The 15,023-nt window shown below is 73.9% G+C and carries 14 protein-coding genes; 8 read left to right on the top strand and 6 right to left on the bottom strand.

The genetic code is table 11. From position 1 onward, the window contains the following. Positions 1-78 precede the first annotated feature (78 nt). Complete coding sequence (gene pth / locus ACFVHV_RS40070) at positions 79-690, top strand: aminoacyl-tRNA hydrolase (RefSeq protein ID WP_359908038.1); 612 nt, start codon at positions 79-81, stop codon at positions 688-690. Positions 691-706: 16 nt separating this feature from the next. Here the strand turns inward: pth and ACFVHV_RS40075 are convergent, their stop codons facing one another. After that, positions 707-2,260 carry an MFS transporter gene (locus ACFVHV_RS40075; RefSeq protein ID WP_380358327.1) on the bottom strand — a complete coding sequence of 518 codons (1,554 nt, stop codon included), beginning with the start codon at positions 2,258-2,260 and terminating at the stop codon, positions 707-709. Between the two features lie 191 nt (positions 2,261-2,451). Here ACFVHV_RS40075 and ACFVHV_RS40080 point away from each other — a divergent pair, with 191 nt between their 5' ends. Next, complete coding sequence (locus ACFVHV_RS40080; protein ID WP_359908043.1) at positions 2,452-2,982, top strand: MarR family winged helix-turn-helix transcriptional regulator; 531 nt, start codon at positions 2,452-2,454, stop codon at positions 2,980-2,982. A gap of 43 nt (positions 2,983-3,025) precedes the next feature. After that, entirely contained in the window at positions 3,026-3,535 is a 510-nt protein-coding gene (locus tag ACFVHV_RS40085) for a GNAT family N-acetyltransferase (RefSeq protein WP_359908046.1), read from the top strand. Positions 3,536-3,578: 43 nt separating this feature from the next. Here ACFVHV_RS40085 and ACFVHV_RS40090 read toward each other — a convergent pair whose 3' ends face one another. Further along, positions 3,579-4,088, bottom strand: a complete 510-nt coding sequence (locus ACFVHV_RS40090) for a methylated-DNA--[protein]-cysteine S-methyltransferase (RefSeq protein WP_359908049.1) — start codon at positions 4,086-4,088, stop codon at positions 3,579-3,581. Beyond that, a complete protein-coding gene (locus ACFVHV_RS40095) occupies positions 4,085-5,737 on the bottom strand; it encodes a DNA-3-methyladenine glycosylase 2 family protein (RefSeq protein ID WP_380358331.1) in 1,653 nt (550 codons plus the stop codon). Before ACFVHV_RS40095 ends, ACFVHV_RS40090 begins: the two co-directional genes overlap by 4 nt. 237 nt (positions 5,738-5,974) lie before the next feature. Here ACFVHV_RS40095 and ACFVHV_RS40100 point away from each other — a divergent pair, with 237 nt between their 5' ends. After that, the gene (locus ACFVHV_RS40100) at positions 5,975-6,433 is read left to right on the top strand and encodes an ASCH domain-containing protein (protein WP_359908055.1); all 459 of its coding nucleotides are present in this window, start codon (positions 5,975-5,977) and stop codon (positions 6,431-6,433) included. A 63-nt stretch (positions 6,434-6,496) separates the two neighbouring features. On the opposite strand, the gene rsgA is transcribed toward ACFVHV_RS40100, so the two are convergent. Both rsgA and ACFVHV_RS40110 read right to left on the bottom strand, forming a co-directional pair. After that, a complete protein-coding gene (rsgA, locus tag ACFVHV_RS40105; RefSeq protein WP_359908058.1) occupies positions 6,497-7,642 on the bottom strand; it encodes a ribosome small subunit-dependent GTPase A in 1,146 nt (381 codons plus the stop codon). 375 nt (positions 7,643-8,017) lie between these two features. Next, complete coding sequence (locus ACFVHV_RS40110) at positions 8,018-9,157, bottom strand: cytochrome c oxidase assembly protein (RefSeq protein ID WP_380358335.1); 1,140 nt, start codon at positions 9,155-9,157, stop codon at positions 8,018-8,020. Positions 9,158-9,447: 290 nt separating this feature from the next. Here ACFVHV_RS40110 and ACFVHV_RS40115 point away from each other — a divergent pair, with 290 nt between their 5' ends. After that, the gene (locus ACFVHV_RS40115) at positions 9,448-11,022 is read left to right on the top strand and encodes an FtsW/RodA/SpoVE family cell cycle protein (RefSeq protein WP_359908063.1); all 1,575 of its coding nucleotides are present in this window, start codon (positions 9,448-9,450) and stop codon (positions 11,020-11,022) included. A gap of 106 nt (positions 11,023-11,128) precedes the next feature. Here ACFVHV_RS40115 and ACFVHV_RS40120 read toward each other — a convergent pair whose 3' ends face one another. Beyond that, positions 11,129-12,571, bottom strand: coding sequence for a YihY/virulence factor BrkB family protein (locus ACFVHV_RS40120; RefSeq protein ID WP_380358338.1), 1,443 nt, complete (start codon positions 12,569-12,571; stop codon positions 11,129-11,131). Between the two features lie 178 nt (positions 12,572-12,749). On the opposite strand from ACFVHV_RS40120, the gene ACFVHV_RS40125 reads away from it, so the two are divergent. The 3 genes from ACFVHV_RS40125 to ACFVHV_RS40135 all read left to right on the top strand — a co-directional run bounded on the left by ACFVHV_RS40125 (position 12,750) and on the right by ACFVHV_RS40135 (position 14,935). Then, positions 12,750-12,833 (top strand): putative leader peptide, encoded by an 84-nt coding sequence (locus ACFVHV_RS40125; RefSeq protein ID WP_318264789.1) that lies wholly within the window; start codon positions 12,750-12,752, stop codon positions 12,831-12,833. Positions 12,834-13,031: 198 nt separating this feature from the next. Continuing rightward, positions 13,032-14,756 carry a nitrite/sulfite reductase gene (locus ACFVHV_RS40130; RefSeq protein ID WP_380358341.1) on the top strand — a complete coding sequence of 575 codons (1,725 nt, stop codon included), beginning with the start codon at positions 13,032-13,034 and terminating at the stop codon, positions 14,754-14,756. Beyond that, positions 14,753-14,935: a hypothetical protein gene (locus ACFVHV_RS40135; RefSeq protein WP_359908072.1), complete on the top strand. Its 183-nt coding sequence runs from the start codon at positions 14,753-14,755 to the stop codon at positions 14,933-14,935. The genes ACFVHV_RS40130 and ACFVHV_RS40135 overlap by 4 nt, the downstream gene beginning before the upstream one ends. The last annotated feature ends 88 nt before the right edge of the window (positions 14,936-15,023 follow it).

Consider the following 15,023-nt stretch of genomic DNA (forward strand, 5'->3'; position numbering starts at 1 on the left):
GACGGTCCCGTACCGTCCCCGCCGCGCCCCGGCCGTCCGCCGTCTTCCCCCGCCCCCACCCCTCCGGAGAACCCTCGCATGACCCCCGACGCCCCCTGGCTGATCGCCGGCCTGGGCAACCCCGGCCCGTGGTTCCGGCTCACCCGGCACAACGCGGGCTTCCTCGCCGTGGACCGGCTGGCCGAACGGCACGGCGCCCGGTTCCGCCGGCGCGGGATCGCCACCCTGGTGGCCGAGATCGCCGTCGACGGCCACCGGGTGCTGCTGGCCAAGCCGCTGTGGTGGTCCATCAACCTGTCCGGCCGCCCGGTGGCCGCGCTGCTGCGCCGCCACGGCGTCCCGGTCGAGCGGCTGGTGGTGGTGCAGGACGACCTGGACTTCGCCTTCGGCTCCGCCCGGCTCAAGCGCGGCGGCGGCCCCGGCGGCCACAACGGGGTGCGCTCGGTGGGCGAGGTGCTCGGCACCCGGGACTTCGTCAGGCTGCGGTTCGGCATCGGACGTCCGCCGAAGGGCCAGAGCGTCGGGGACTTCGTGCTGAAGAAGTTCTCGGAGGAGGAACTGGCCGCCATGCCCGGCGAGTTGGACCGCTGCGCGGACGCCCTGGAGACGCTGGTGCGGCGCGGCCTGAACCGCGCCCAGGACGCCCTGAACGCACCGGTGCCCCCGCGCGCCCGTACCGACGCGCGGTAGCGGGGCCCCGCGCTCCTCAGGCCCGGACGGGCCGGGCGAGCAGCGCCGCCGCCGCGGCGACGGCGGCGAGCACGAGCAGTACCGTCCGCCCACCGGACTCGGCGCCCGCCAGGTGGACACCGAGGACGGACAGCGCCATGCCGAGCGCCGTGCCGAGACTGCGGGCCATGTTCACCATGCCGCCGCCGACCGCCGAGCACTGCGCCGGGATCGCCCGCATCACCAGCGCGTTGTTGGCGGGCAGCAGCAGACCCAGCCCGTAACCGGCGATCAGCAGCGGGGCCGCCGCCGCGTCCGAGGCCGGCAGCAGGGCGAACAGCAGCAGCCCGCCGGCCGCGAGCAGCGCACCCCGGCGGCACCTGGTCACGTCCGACCAGCCCCGGGGCAGCAGCCCGCCGCCGACCGTCGCGGCGAAGGCGAACCCGGCGGGCAGCAGGGTGATCACCAGGCCCGCGTGGGCCGTCGACACCCCGGCACCGGTGAGCAGCACCGGGCCCAGCACCAGCGGGCAGAACAGCAGCAGATAGCCGATCAGCCCCACCACCAGGCCGGAGCGCACGCCCGGGGTGTTGACCAGCCCGGGCGCCAGGATCGGCCGGGCGGCCCGCCGTTCCTGGCGCACCAGTGCCAGGGTCAGGGCGGCGGAGGCGAGCAGCAGGGCGGCCACCGCCCAGCCGGGCAGCGGCAGGCCGGAGGCGGTGGACAGGGCGAGCAGCAGCGAGGTGGTCGCCCCGGTGAGCAGCAGCAGGCCGGGCAGGTCGAAGCGGGCGGCGTCGCCGGTCGCGGTCCGGCGGGTCACGGTCCGGCCGGTCGCGGTCCGGCGGGCTTCGTTGCGGTGGGCATCGTTGCGGTGGGCAACGTTTCGACGGCCTCCGGCGCGGTGGGCTTCCCCGCCGGGGGAGTTCGCAGGGCGGGGGCCCGGTACGGCCGCGGGGGCGCCCGCCGCCCGGGTGCGGGGCAGCAGGAACCAGCCGGCCAGGATGCCGAACGCCGCGATCGGCACATTGACCCAGAACACCCAGCGCCACGAGGCGTGTTCGACCAGCAGCCCGCCGAGGCTGGGCCCGAGCGCCAGGCCGAGGCCCTGGGCGGAGGCCTGGATGCCGAGCGCGCGCCGCATCGCGCGCTCGGGGACGCCCCGCGCGACCAGGGCGACGCTGTTGGCCTGCATCATCGCGGCGCCCACCGCCTGGACGGCGCGGCAGCCGACCAGGGCCCAGAGGCCGCCGGCGAATCCGGCACCGAGCGAGGAGAGGCCGAAGACCGCGAAGCCGCCGATGTACATCGTCTTGCGGCCGACCAGGTCCGACAGCCAGCCGATCGGGGCCAGCAGGGCGACCAGGACCAGCAGGTAGGCGAGGGCGACCCACTCGACGGCGGCGAAGCCCGCGTCGAAGTCGCGGCCGATGGCGGGGAAGACCAGGGCGATGACACTGGCGTCCAGCTGACCGAGGAAGGCGCCGAGACAGACCGTGCCGACGGCGAGCCAGTGGGCGTGGCGCCAGCCGGCTATGCCGCGCGGCCGGGGCCGCTCGGTGAGCAGCCGCGAGGCAAGGGCGGTGGCGTTCATGGGTACGAATATATCGGATACAGATATGTTCTCTCTACGAGCAGCTCGTTCTACGACAGGATGTGTCCCACGATACGAACGGTGCCGGACGGACGCCCGCGGCGAGGCCTGCGACAGAGCCGCAACACGGCACGGCCCCGGGCCCCGACCGGCCGCCGAACCGCCCCGTACCAGGCGATACGCTGTCCGCCATGCCGTCGTCACCACACGTTCCCGACCCCGCCACCGCAAGCCCCGACCCGGCGGTCGAGCACGCCCGGCAGCTGACCGACACCGTCACCCGGCTGCGCCGCGCGCTGCGCAGCAGCATCCGCACCGACTACCCGTGGGAGTCCCTGCCGATGGCGCAGGTCGAACTCCTCCAGACACTGGCCGCCGCGCCACTGCGGGTCGGCGAGCTGGCCGCACGGCAGCGGCTCGCACCCAACACCGTCAGCGGACTGGTCGGGAAGCTGCTCGACGCCGGCTTCGTGGACCGCCAGGCCGACCCCGGCGACCGCCGCACCGCCCGGATCGCCCTCACCCCGGCGGGCCGGCGCCAGCTGGACGACTGGCAGCACGCCCACGAACGCCGCATCGCCACCGCACTCGGCACCCTCGACCCGGCCGACCGCGCGGCGGTCGTCAACGCCCTGCCGGGCCTGGAACAGCTCGCCCGCGCCCTCGCACAGCCGGGCACCGGGCCCGAGCCGGCACCCGCCCAGGAGCCCGCGGCCGGGTGAAAACCACTGGCCGCCGCGTTCGCCCGCCGCTACCGTCCCCGGCATGACCAGCACAGCGGTACGGATCGAGCCCTGGACGGACGACGACCTCGCGCTGCTGCGCCGGGTCAACACGCCGGAGATGAAGAAGCACGTCGGCGGGCCGGAGAGCGCCGAGCAGCTGCTCGTACGGCACCGCCGCTACCTGGACTTCGTCCCGTCCGGGCTCGGCTGCATGTACCGGATCGTGCTGCTGCCCGAGGGCGAGGCCGTCGGGACGGTCGGCTACGGCACCCGGACGTGGGAGGGCCGGACCGTCCACGAGATGGGATGGAACGTGCTGCCCGGCTTCCAGGGGCGGGGCATCGCGGTCGCCGCGACCCGCGCGGCGGTCGAGGCCGCCCGCCGCGAGGCCGCCCACCCCCACCTGCACGCCTTCCCCTCGGTGGACAACCCCGCCTCCAACGCGGTCTGCGCGAAGGCCGGCTTCACACTGCTCGGCGAGACGGACTTCGAGTTCCCGCCCGGACGGCCCATGCGCAGCAACAACTGGCGGGTGGAACTGCGGAGTTGAGGGTTCGACGGCGGATTCTCGGACGTTCGCGGCGCCCCGGCGGTCAGAACAGGGTGCCGCTCTCCAGGTCCAGCAGCCAGCGCTTGCGGTCCACACCGGCGGCGAAGCCGGTGAGCGCGCCGCCGGCGCCGAGCACCCGGTGGCAGGGGCGGACGATCAGCAGCGGGTTGGCGCCCACCGCGCCGCCGACCGCCCGGACCATGCGCGGCTCCTGCCCGGCCAGCTCGGCGAGTTCGCCGTACGTGACGGTCTTGCCGTACGGGATCTCGTCCAGTGCCGCCCAGATCCTGCGGCGGAACTCGGTGCCCTCGGGCGCGAGCGGGAGGTCGAAGCCGGTGCGCTTGCCGGCGAAGTAGTCGGTCAGCTGGGCCACCGGCTCGGCGAGCGCCTCCGGGTCGAGGACCCAGTCGTCGGCGGGCTCGGCCAGGGCGTACTTCTGGCCGGGCACGGTGACCGTGGCCAGCGCGGCCGGTCCGCCCTCCTCGGGCAGCACGCCGCTGAGCAGCAGCCGGCCGAAGGGGCTCTCCATGGTGGTGTAGACGGTGGTGCTCATGCTCGTCCGTTCTCCGTTCCGGTACTGGTGTCAGTGGTGTCACTGGTGTTGCTTGTGCTGATGCCGGTGTTCGTGGGACTGGTACTCGCGGAGCCGGTACTCGCTGGGCCGGTGCTCACGGGGCCGGCCCACAGCCGGTGGACGGCGTAGGAGCGCCACGGGGCCCAGGCCTCGGCGGCTCGGTCGGCGGACTTCGGGTCCCCCGCGGCGCCGAGCCGGAGCAGGCCGTGCTTGACGCCCACGTCGCTCGGGAGGAAGACGTCGGGGTCGGCCATCGCCCGCATCCGCAGGTAGCCGACCGTCCAGGGGCCGATGCCGGGCAGGTCCAGCAGGCCGGCCGCGGCCTCCTCCCGGTCGACCCCGCTGTCGAGCCGGACCACGCCCTCGGCCAGCGCGGCACACAGGCCGGTGAGCGCGCGGCGGCGGGCGACGGGCATCGCGAAGTCCTCCGGATCGGCGGTGGCCAGGGCGGCCGCGGTCGGGAAGAGCAGCCGCAGGCCGCCGCTGGGCTCGGGCAGCGCGGTGCCGTACTTCTCGGCGAGCCGTCCCGCCAGGGTACGGGCGGCGACGACGCTGATCTGCTGGCCGAGGACGGCGCGGACGGCGAGCTCGTGCGGGTCCACGTGGCCGGGCGAGCGCAGGCCGGGGCGCTCGCGGACCAGCGGGCCGAGCAGCGGGTCGGCGCCGAGCTGCTCGTCGACCGCGAGCGGGTCGGCGTCCAGGTCGAAGAGGTTGCGCAGGCGCTGGACGGCGGTCGGCAGGTCTCGCAGGTCGGCGAGCAGCAGCCGGCAGTCGAGCCAGCCGCGGGTGGGCGGCTCGCCCGGCGCCAGACCGTCGACCTCGGCGATGCCGTGGCCGTACGGGAGCGCGAGCGTACGACGGTACACGCGCACACCGGGCCGCGCGCCGGGGACGACCTCCTCCACCCCGGGGACGGCACGCAGGGCGAGGAAGTCGATCAGGTGCTCGCTGTCGAGCGCGCCGCGGTAGGCGAGGCGCAGGGTGAGGCCGCCGGCCGGGGTCGCACTGCGGCGGCCGGCGGCGACCTCGGCGCGCAGACCACTGGGAGTGCGGTCGTAGACCTCGCGCACGGTGTCGTTGAACTGGCGGACGGAGGCGAAGCCGGCCGCGAACGCGACGTCGGTGACGGGCAGTTCGGTGGTCTGGAGGAGCAGGCGGGCGGTCTGCGCGCGGCGGGCGCGGGCCAGCGCGATCGGGCCGGCGCCGAGCTCGGCGATCAGCTGGCGCTGCAGCTGGCGGGCGCTGTAGCCGAGGCGGCCGGCCAGGCCGGCGACGCCCTCGCGGTCCACCACGCCGTCACCGATCAGGCGCATCGCGCGGCCGACCAGGTCGGCTCGGTGGTTCCACTCGGGCGAGCCCGGCACGGAGTCGGGGCGGCAGCGGCGGCAGGCGCGGAAGCCGGCCCCCTGGGCCGCTGCGGCGCTGGGGTAGAAGACGCAGTTGACGCGCTTGGGGGTCACGGCGGGGCAGCTCGGACGGCAGTAGATGCCGGTGGAGGTGACCGCCGTGAAGAAGACCCCGTCGAAGCGGGAGTCGCGGCTGTCCACGGCTCGGTACCGGATGTCGTCGTCGATCACGTTGTCCAGTTTGCGGCACTGGGCGGGGGGTGACTGGCGGGAATCGGACATCGCCGTTGATCGCTGCCTCGGGGGCCTCCCCTCCCCCCTCCCCCTCCCCACCCACCCGCCACCCGCCACCCGCCACCCGCCACCCGCCACCCGCCACACCGTGAGCCCACGACCCTCGGCCCATGGGCCATGGCCGATGGCCGAGGGCCCACGGCCCATACCCCGCAGGCCCGCCGCACCGGCCCGAGGCCCCGAAATTCGCGAGCCCGCCGAGCGCCCCGCCGTTACTCTCACGGCATGAGTGACCAGCAGCCCTACACCGGCCCGGACGACCCGCGCGTCGTCGCCCTGCCTCCGGCAGAGTTCGCGTTCCCCGGCCCTCTGCGGGACCAGCTGGTCGCCGCGATCCTCGACGGTGCCAAGACCAGCACCACCGGCCTGATCGCCGACTACGAGCACGAGGGCGAGCCCCTGCCGCTGGCCGGTGAGCGCTCCGCCGTCCTCGACTCGGACGGCCGCAGGGTCGCCGTGATCGAGACCACGGACGTCCGGGTGGTCCCGCTCGCGGAGGTCGACCTCCAGCACGCCCTGGACGAGGGCGAGGGGTGCACCAGCGTGGCCGAGTGGCGTGCGGTGCACGAGCGGTTCTGGCGCAGCCCGGAGATGCTCGACGCCCTCGATGACCCGGGTTTCACCGTGGACGACACCACTCCGGTGGTCCTGCAGCGCTTCCGCGTGGTGGCGGACCTCCGCTGAGCCGGGCGGGCCCGGCGGGGACCGGCCGACGGCCGTTGCGCGGCGGCCGACCGGTGCCCGGGCTCAGCGCTTCACCGGACCTCCCACGGCTCGCATCGACTTGGTGATCGTCTTCCACTTCTTCAGCCGCGCCTTGGCCACCCGGGCGTCCGTGCGCGAGGCGATCCAGTCGTTCTCGCGCTGGAGCTTGAGGTAGCTGTCCATGCGGCGCTGCGGCAGGGTGCCGTCGGCCAGTGCCGCCTGCACCGCGCAGCCGGGCTCGGTGTGGTGGCCGCAGTCCTGGAAGCGGCACTCCTCGGCCAGCTCGGCTATGTCGGCGAAGGCCAGGTCCACGCCCTCGCCTCCGTAGAGGCCGACCTCGCGCAGCCCGGGGGTGTCGATGAGCACGCCCCCGCCGGGCAGCGGGATCAGTTCTCGGGTGGTCGTGGTGTGGCGGCCCTTCTGGTCGACCTCGCGGGCCTCCTGGACGGTCATCACCGCGGAGCCGGCCAGCGCGTTGGTGAGCGTGGACTTGCCGACGCCGGACTGGCCGATCACCGCGGTGGTGCCGGGGGTGCAGGCGCGGAGCACGTCCATGCCCTCGCCGGTGTCGGCGCTCACCACGAGCACCGTGACTCCGGGGGCGACCGCCTCGACGTCGGACCGGATGAAGTCGGCGTCGTCGACGAGGTCGGCCTTGGTGAGGACGACCAGCGGGTCGGCGCCGGACTCCCAGGCCAGGGCGAGGAAGCGCTCGATCCGTCCGAGGTCGGGGTCGGTCGCGAGCGAGGAGGCGATCAGCACGGTGTCGACGTTGGCGGCCAGCACCTGGCCGTCGGAGCGCTTGCCGGCCACCTTGCGGATGATCGCGGTGGAGCGCGGCAGCAGCGCGGCGACGGAGGCCATGGGCCGGGCGTACAGGTCGACCGCCGCCCAGTCGCCCGTGCAGGGGCAGTTGATCATGTCGGCGTCGCCCACCGGCCGGGTGTCGAACCGGACGGTGCGCGGCTCGCCCGTCTCCGGGTCGGCGATGACGGCGTCGCACTGGCCGCGGTCGACCCGGACGATCCGGGCCGGGAGCAGCCCGGCCTCGCCGAACGGGGTGAACAGCTCCGCGAGCTCGGCCGTCCAGCCGTAGCCGGTCAGGGCGGAGGCGTCGGCGGAAGTCGAAGAGGAGGAAGAAGCAGAAGAGGGAGAAGAGAACGACGAAACGGAGGCAGCGTTGAACAACGCAGTGGCCCTTCGGGAGGAGATGATCCCGGCGGGCTACGGCTGGCGCGAAGGGCTCAGCCGGCGGCCGGGGAAAGGAGGTGAACGCGAGTGCTGCCCTGGGCAGCTATCGGGGCGACAACGACCACGGGGTTCACCTCCTGCTCTCTACTCCTCGGGCGGCCCAATGGCCCCCGAACCGGATGTGTCACACGCTAGCGGGGCGGGGGATTGTGGCCAACCTATTTTTGACCTGCGGAAACGCGAGGCAGCGGTCGCCAGAGCGGCCTCTGGGGACCAAAATTGGCCCGCCATAAGGGGTCAGATAGCGCCCCGCACCGCCGTCCGCCGCCACACGCATCCGCCGCAGCTCGACCGCCCCCGCCGGGACCCGCGCTACGCCCCGTACCGGTGCTTGAGGTTCGGGTCGTCCAGCCACCACGGCCGCATCCCGGTCTCCTCCTCCTCCGGCCCTCCCACCGCCCGCGCCCGCGCGGCGGCCGCCGCGAAGCGGGCGTCCAGCTCGGCGTCCACCGCCTCGGTCTCCTCCCGCCCCTGCACCACCATCCGCCGCACCAGCGCGGCCAGGAACGGCAGCCCGACCAGGTCCCCCAGCACCCAGAACGCGTTGCCGCCCCAGGACTGGTCCTGCGCCGGGCTCGGGCCCCACGGCCGCCCGAGCGCCAGGTAGTAGTGCTCGGCGACCAGGTGCCCGCCGTAGATCAGCACGATCCCGAGCCCCGCGTCGAAGATCACCTCGGCGAAGGTGATGAACAGCCCGACCAGGTGGGGGTACTCGTGCCCGACCGGGTCGAGTTGCAGGCGCGGCCAGAAGTAGGCGAGGCCCAGCAGCACCAGTGCCAGGTGCAGCACCACGTTCCCGATCCCGCTGGACACCGACCACTCGTACCAGGGCGTGAAGTAGAGCAGCCACGGCGGCGCCATCAGCAGCGCGGTGGAGACCGCCGGGAACATCAGCACCTTGGACGGGCGGCTGCGCAGCGCCCGCAGGACGCGTTCCCGCCGGGCCGCCGGCGCCGTCTCGACCAACAGGGAGACCGGTGCGCCGAGCGCGAGCAGCAGCGGAACGACCATCAGCAGCAGCACGACCTGCACGGCCCGGTCGGTGAAGAGGATCCGGTCGTACACACCGAGGCCGGAGCAGGTGCACCAGACCCACAGCAGCAGCCCGCCGAGGAACGCGGCGGTACGGGTGGGCTGCCAGCGCCCGCTGCCGCGCCCGGCCGCACACCACCCGCCGCCGGACCCCGCAGCCGCCCGGTCCCCCACCGCGCGTTCACCCACCGCGCGTTCACCCACCGCCCGGTTGACCCTGCGCACCGCCGCCAGGTACCAGACAGCGAGCAGCACCGACAGCACGAGCGCCAGCGGCTCGGCCGTCCAGGAGGTCGCCAGGTCGGACCACCGCCACGGCGGCGGACCGCTGTAGGCGAGCACCGAGGCGGGACCACCGGTCGGCCCGCCCACCGACCCAACCGCCGGCCCGACCGCCGCGCCGCCCACCACTGCGTTCATCCGCCCGCTCACCTCGCTCGTCCCGGCGGTCCCCGGCCGGTCGGGCACCCCGCCGCCGGGGCTCCCCCGGCGCCCGGCCATGATGTCCCCGCGCGACGGCCCCGCCGCACCCGGGGCCCGCCTCTATACCCGGGCCTGAACAAAGCTTTACCGAGCCCCAACAAAGCTTTGCCCGGGCAAAGTTCTGCCCTGTTCCCGCTCCCTCCGGCAACCGCGGCGAAGACACAAACGTCTGGCAGGATGCGCCGTCGGCGAGACCCGCCACGTGCTCGACAAGGGGATGACAAGAGGTGCGAACCACTGCACGCGGCGACGGCCGCCGACTCGCGGCGCGCCACCGCAACATCGAACTGGGCCTGCTGGCCCTCGCGGTGGCCGTCTGCCTGGCGGGACACGTCGACGCGAACCTGGCGCTCACCGGCCGGATGCCGCCCGGGCTGCTGGTGCACGGCCTGTCGCTGGGCGCGCTGGCCGGGACGGCCCACCTGGCGGTGCGCCGGTTCGCCCCGTTCGCCGATCCGCTGATCCTGCCGCTGGGCGTCTTCCTGACCGGCTTCGGGCTGGTGCTGCTGGACCGGCTGGACTTCAGCTACAAGGCCGCGCACGCCGCCAAGGGCGACTACCAGAAGCTCCCGGCCGCGCCCTCCCAGCTGATGTGGGTATTCATCTCGGTGGCGGTGGCGCTCGCGCTGATCGTCCTCGTCAAGCACCACCGCTTCTTCCAGCGCTACGTCTACCTGCTGATGGCGGGTGCGCTGATCCTGCTGGCGGCGCCGGTGTTCTCCCCCGGCGACAGCTTCGGCGCCAAGCGCTGGATCCGGCTGTTCGGGCTCTCCTTCGAGCCGGACGAGTTCGTGAAGGTCGCGATCACGATCTTCTTCGCGGGGTACCTGATGGCCGCCCGGGACGCGCTGGCGCTGGCCGGGCGGAAGGTCTGGGGGCTGACCCTGCCGCGCGGACGGCACGCCGGCCCGGTGCTGGCGATCTGGGTGGTCAGCCTGCTGGTGCTGATCTTCGAGCGCGACCTGGGCACCTCGCTGATCTTCTTCGGCATCTTCATCGTGATGCTGTACGTGGCGACCGAACGCACCAGCTGGGTGGTGCTCGGCCTGCTGATGGCGGTCGGCGGCGCTGCGGTGGTCGGCACCGTGGAACCGCACGTGCACGGCCGCGTCGAGGCCTGGCTGCACCCGCTCGACTACTACAAGCCGGTGCACGACAAGGCGATCTCCGAGCAGCCCGCCGAGGCGCTGTTCAGCCTGGGCACCGGGGGCATGACCGGGACCGGCCTGGGCTCGGGACGGCCCTGGCTGATCGGCTTCGCCGGGCGCAGCGACTTCATCTTCACCACCATCGGCGAGGAGCTGGGCCTGGCCGGGGCGACCGCGATCCTGCTGGTCTACGTGCTGCTGATCCAGCGCGGTCTGCGCACCGCGATCGGCCTGACCGACCCGTTCGGCAAGCTGCTGGCCACCGGTCTGTCGGCGGCGCTGGCGCTCCAGGTGTTCGTGGTGGTCGGCGGGGTGAGCGGGCTGGTCCCGCTGACCGGCAAGGCCCTGCCGTTCCTGGCCGCCGGCGGTTCGTCGCTGCTGGCGAACTGGCTGATGGTGGCGCTGCTGATCAAGCTGAGCGACTCCTCCGGACGTACCGCCCTGGACCCGCCCCGGCCCTCCCCCGAGCCGCTCCCGGCCCCGGCCCCGGCCCCCACAAACCCGAACCGGACGCACCCGGACCCGACGCACCAGAACCCGTCGGCCCCGGACCCGTCGGCCCCGTCCCCCACTGCCCCCGGCACGGCCGACCCCTCCGCCGTGACCGAGCTGCGCCCCGCCCACGGCCACCCGCCGCACCGGGCCGCCACCTGACCCCTCGTCCGCCGGCCCCGCCCGCCCCACGCCCGTCCGCCAGAGCGACAGGGCCTCCCCCGCACCCGCGGGAGAGGCCCTGTCCGTTCCTGCCGTTTCGTTCCGCCTACCGCTGGTCCCACGGCGGCCGGGGCGGTCGCGGCGGGTACCCCGGCTGCTGCTGCCCGGGCGGCCCCTGCGGCGGCCCCGAACCGGGCCCGGACACAGGCCCGGATGCAGGCCCCGACACGGGCCCGGAAGCAGGTCCGGAAGCAGGTCCCGGCTGCTGCCCCGACTGCGGCCCCGGCGGAGTTCCCGGCCCGCCCCCCTGCGTCGGCCCGGCCGGCCGGTCGCTGTCCGGCGGCGGCGGTCCGGGCCGGTGGTGCGGCCCGCCGCGGGCGGTGAGCCGGCCGCGCACGTTGTCGGCGGCCAGCACGTCGGCCCACCGCTCCGGGTACTCGGAGGGCACCTCGACGTCCTCGCCCTCGTCCTCGCCCCACTCCTCCTCGACGCCCTCGGCGAGCCCGAGCTCGCGGGCCCGCCGGGCCCGTTCGACGGCCCGCCGGGCGGCGACCTCGCGGACCACGGCGGCGGCCGCCTCCTCGTGGGCGCGCTCGTTCTCGGCGCGCGCGTCGGCGGTCTCCAGGGTGGGCCAGCGGCGGTCTATCGCGGCGTTCATCGCGGCGCCGATGAGCACCGCGAGCGCCACCACGAAGATCCACAGCAGCACGGCCACCGGCGCCGCCAGCGAGCCGTACACCGAGGGGCCCTCGACCGAGCTGACCAGGTAGACCCGCAGGCCGACGCTGCAGAAGACCAGCACCACCAGGGCGACCAGGGCGCCGGGGATGTCCTCGCGCCACGGGGTCGAGACCGGGACGGCCAGGTGGTAGAGGGTGGTCAGCGAGACGGTCAGCAGCACGATCGCGACCGGCCAGTAGAGGGCGCCGACCAGCCCGGACACCCCGGGCACCGCGTTCTCCAGCAGCCCCGGACCGACCATCAGCAGCGGCAGCACCAGCGAGCCGATCACCAGGGCGCCGAAGTAGAGGCTGAGCGACATCAGCCGGGTCTTGACGATGCCCCGCTTTCCGTCGAGCCCGTACATGACGGTGATGGTGTCGATGAAGATGTACAGGGCCCTGGAGCCGGACCACAGGGACAGCAGGAAGCCGATCGAGACGAGGTCGGGCCGGGTGCGGTCGAACACCCCGTCCAGCAGCGGGACCACGACCTCGTTGACGGAGGAGTCCGACAGCACCGTCCCGGAGGCCGAGAGGATGCTCTTCTTGAGCCCGGCGATGGTGCCCGCGCCGACGAACTCGTCGAGGTAGCCGAGGGTGCCGGCCAGCCCGAGCAGCAGCGGCGGGATCGACAGCAGGGTGAAGAAGGCCGCCTCCGCGGCGAGCCCGGTGACCCGGTACTCGACGCAGGTGTTGGTGGTGTCCCTGACCAGCTCCCACGCCGTGCGGCGCCAGGTGGCCTGTTTCGCCGCCCGCCGCGCGCCCTTGCCCCTTCGCCGGGAGGGCCGCTCGGCGTTCGGTCTGCTCGTATCGCCTGCTGCTTGCACAGGGCCCACCGTATCGGGCCGGGGCCGCGCGGTTGATCTCCCCGGGGGTACGGGCGCGTGGCCGGGCGCCCCGGCGGGGAGCGGCGGGAACGTCCGGATGTCTCGCCTGGCGAAACCTCAGCGTCCAGCATCCGGATGTTAGTGGACCGCGAGTCCCGCGCCGTGCGAATCTCTTGCCATGTCTAGCGCCGGAACCACCCTGGTAGGTCGACTCCACGTCGACCTCCTTCGCGTGTCCAGCGCCATCTGTCCGGTGACCTGAGCCCGACTCCGCCGCACCACCGCACCCGGCGCCGACCTCCCCCGCCATCCCCGTCGCAGCGGATGCGCAGGCGCCCGCCCGGTCCCGGTCACTGCCCTCAAGGCCTTGAGAAATCCGCAGGTCAGAGCGGCACCGCACGGCCGAGCACGCCCCGCGACCTATTCGGCGCCAGCGCCACCTGCCCCGAAGGACTTCACCATGGCCACCTCCTCCGAGACCGTCGAGCCCACGGCCGACCTCGCCGCCGAGCGCCGCCCCGCAGCGGCCCGCAAGGCGACCCGCCACCGCGGCGAGGGCCAGTGGGGCATGGGCCACTACACCCCTCTGAACGCCAACGAGCAGTTCAAGAAGGACGACGACGGTCTCAATGTGCGGACACGTATTGAGACGATCTACGCGCACCGGGGCTTCGACTCGATCGACCCGGCCGACCTGCGCGGCCGGATGCGCTGGTGGGGGCTCTACACCCAGCGCAAGGAGGGCATCGACGGCGGCAAGACCGCGATCCTGGACCCGCACGAGCTGGACGCCGAGTTCTTCATGCTCCGCGTGCGCATCGACGGCGGCCGACTGACCGTCCCCCAGCTGCGGGCGATCGCCGAGGTCTCCGAGCAGTACGCCCGCGGCACCGCCGACCTGACCGACCGCCAGAACATCCAGTACCACTGGATCCGGATCGAGGACGTCCCGGCGATCTGGCAGAAGCTGGAGGCCGTCGGCCTGTCCACCACCGAGGCCTGCGGCGACACCCCGCGCGTCATCCTCGGTTCCCCGGTGGCCGGCATCGCCGAGGACGAGATCATCGACGGCACGCCCGCCATCGAGGAGATCCAGCGCCGCTTCATCGGCAACCCGGACTTCTCCAACCTCCCGCGCAAGTTCAAGAGCGCGGTCTCCGGCTCCCCGCTGCTCGACGTCGCGCACGAGATCAACGACGTCTCCTTCGTCGGCGTGGTCCACCCCGAGCACGGCCCCGGCTTCGACCTCTGGGTCGGCGGCGGCCTGTCCACCAACCCCAAGCTGGGTGTGCGGCTGGGCGCGTGGGTCCCGCTGGAGGAGGTCGCCGACGTCTACGGCGGCGTCATCGGCATCTTCCGCGACTACGGCTACCGGCGCCTGCGCAACCGCGCCCGGCTGAAGTTCCTGGTCGCCGACTGGGGCGTGGAGAAGTTCCGCCGGGTGCTGGAGGACGAGTACCTCGAGCGCCCGCTGCTCGACGGCCCCGCCCCGGCCGAGCCCGCCGCCCGCTGGCGCGACCACGTCGGCGTCCACCGGCAGCAGGACGGGAAGTTCTACATCGGCTTCGCGCCGCGCGTCGGCCGGGTCGACGGCAAGCTGCTCGGCCGGATCGCCGACCTCGCCGCCGCCCACGGCAGCGACCGGGTGCGCACCACCGCCGAGCAGAAGATGATCGTCCTCGACATCGCCGAGGAGCACGTCGACTCCGTGGTGGCCGGCCTGGAGGCGCTCGACCTTCGGGTCACCCCCTCGCCGTTCCGCCGCGGCACCATGGCCTGCACCGGCATCGAGTACTGCAAGCTCGCCATCGTCGAGACCAAGGAGCGCGGCCGCACCCTCATCGACGAGCTGGAGCAGCGCCTGCCGGACTTCGCCGAGCCGCTGACCATCAACATCAACGGCTGCCCGAACGCCTGCGCCCGCATCCAGGTCGCCGACATCGGACTCAAGGGCCAGCTGGTCACCGACGAGCACGGCGAGCAGGTCGAGGGCTACCAGGTGCACCTCGGCGGCGCGCTCGGCCTGGAGGCCGGCTTCGGCCGCAAGGTCCGCGGCCTCAAGGTCACCAGCGCGGGCCTGCCCGACTACGTCGAGCGCGTGCTGACCCGCTACCAGGCCGACCGCACCGAGGGCGAGCGCTTCGCCCAGTGGGCGGCCCGGGCGACCGAGGACCAGCTGTCGTGAGCGAGCGAGCGGCCCCTTTCTTCTGCCCCTACTGCGGGGACGAGGACCTGCGCCCCTCCGAGGCCGGGCACGGCGCCTGGGAGTGCCACGGATGCCGCCGCGCCTTCCAGCTGAAGTTCCTCGGCCTGCTGTCACCGACCAACCACGGGGGTACGTCACATGAGCAGCACAACGACTGACTACGCGTCGTTGGCGGAGAGAGCAGGCCGTGAGTTGGAGGAGGCCTCCGCGCAGGAGGTCCTCGCCTGGGCGGCCGAGACCTTCGGC

The sequence above is a fragment of the Kitasatospora sp. NPDC127116 genome, from assembly GCF_042677365.1.
GTDB classification, from domain to species: domain Bacteria; phylum Actinomycetota; class Actinomycetes; order Streptomycetales; family Streptomycetaceae; genus Kitasatospora; species Kitasatospora lactacystinica.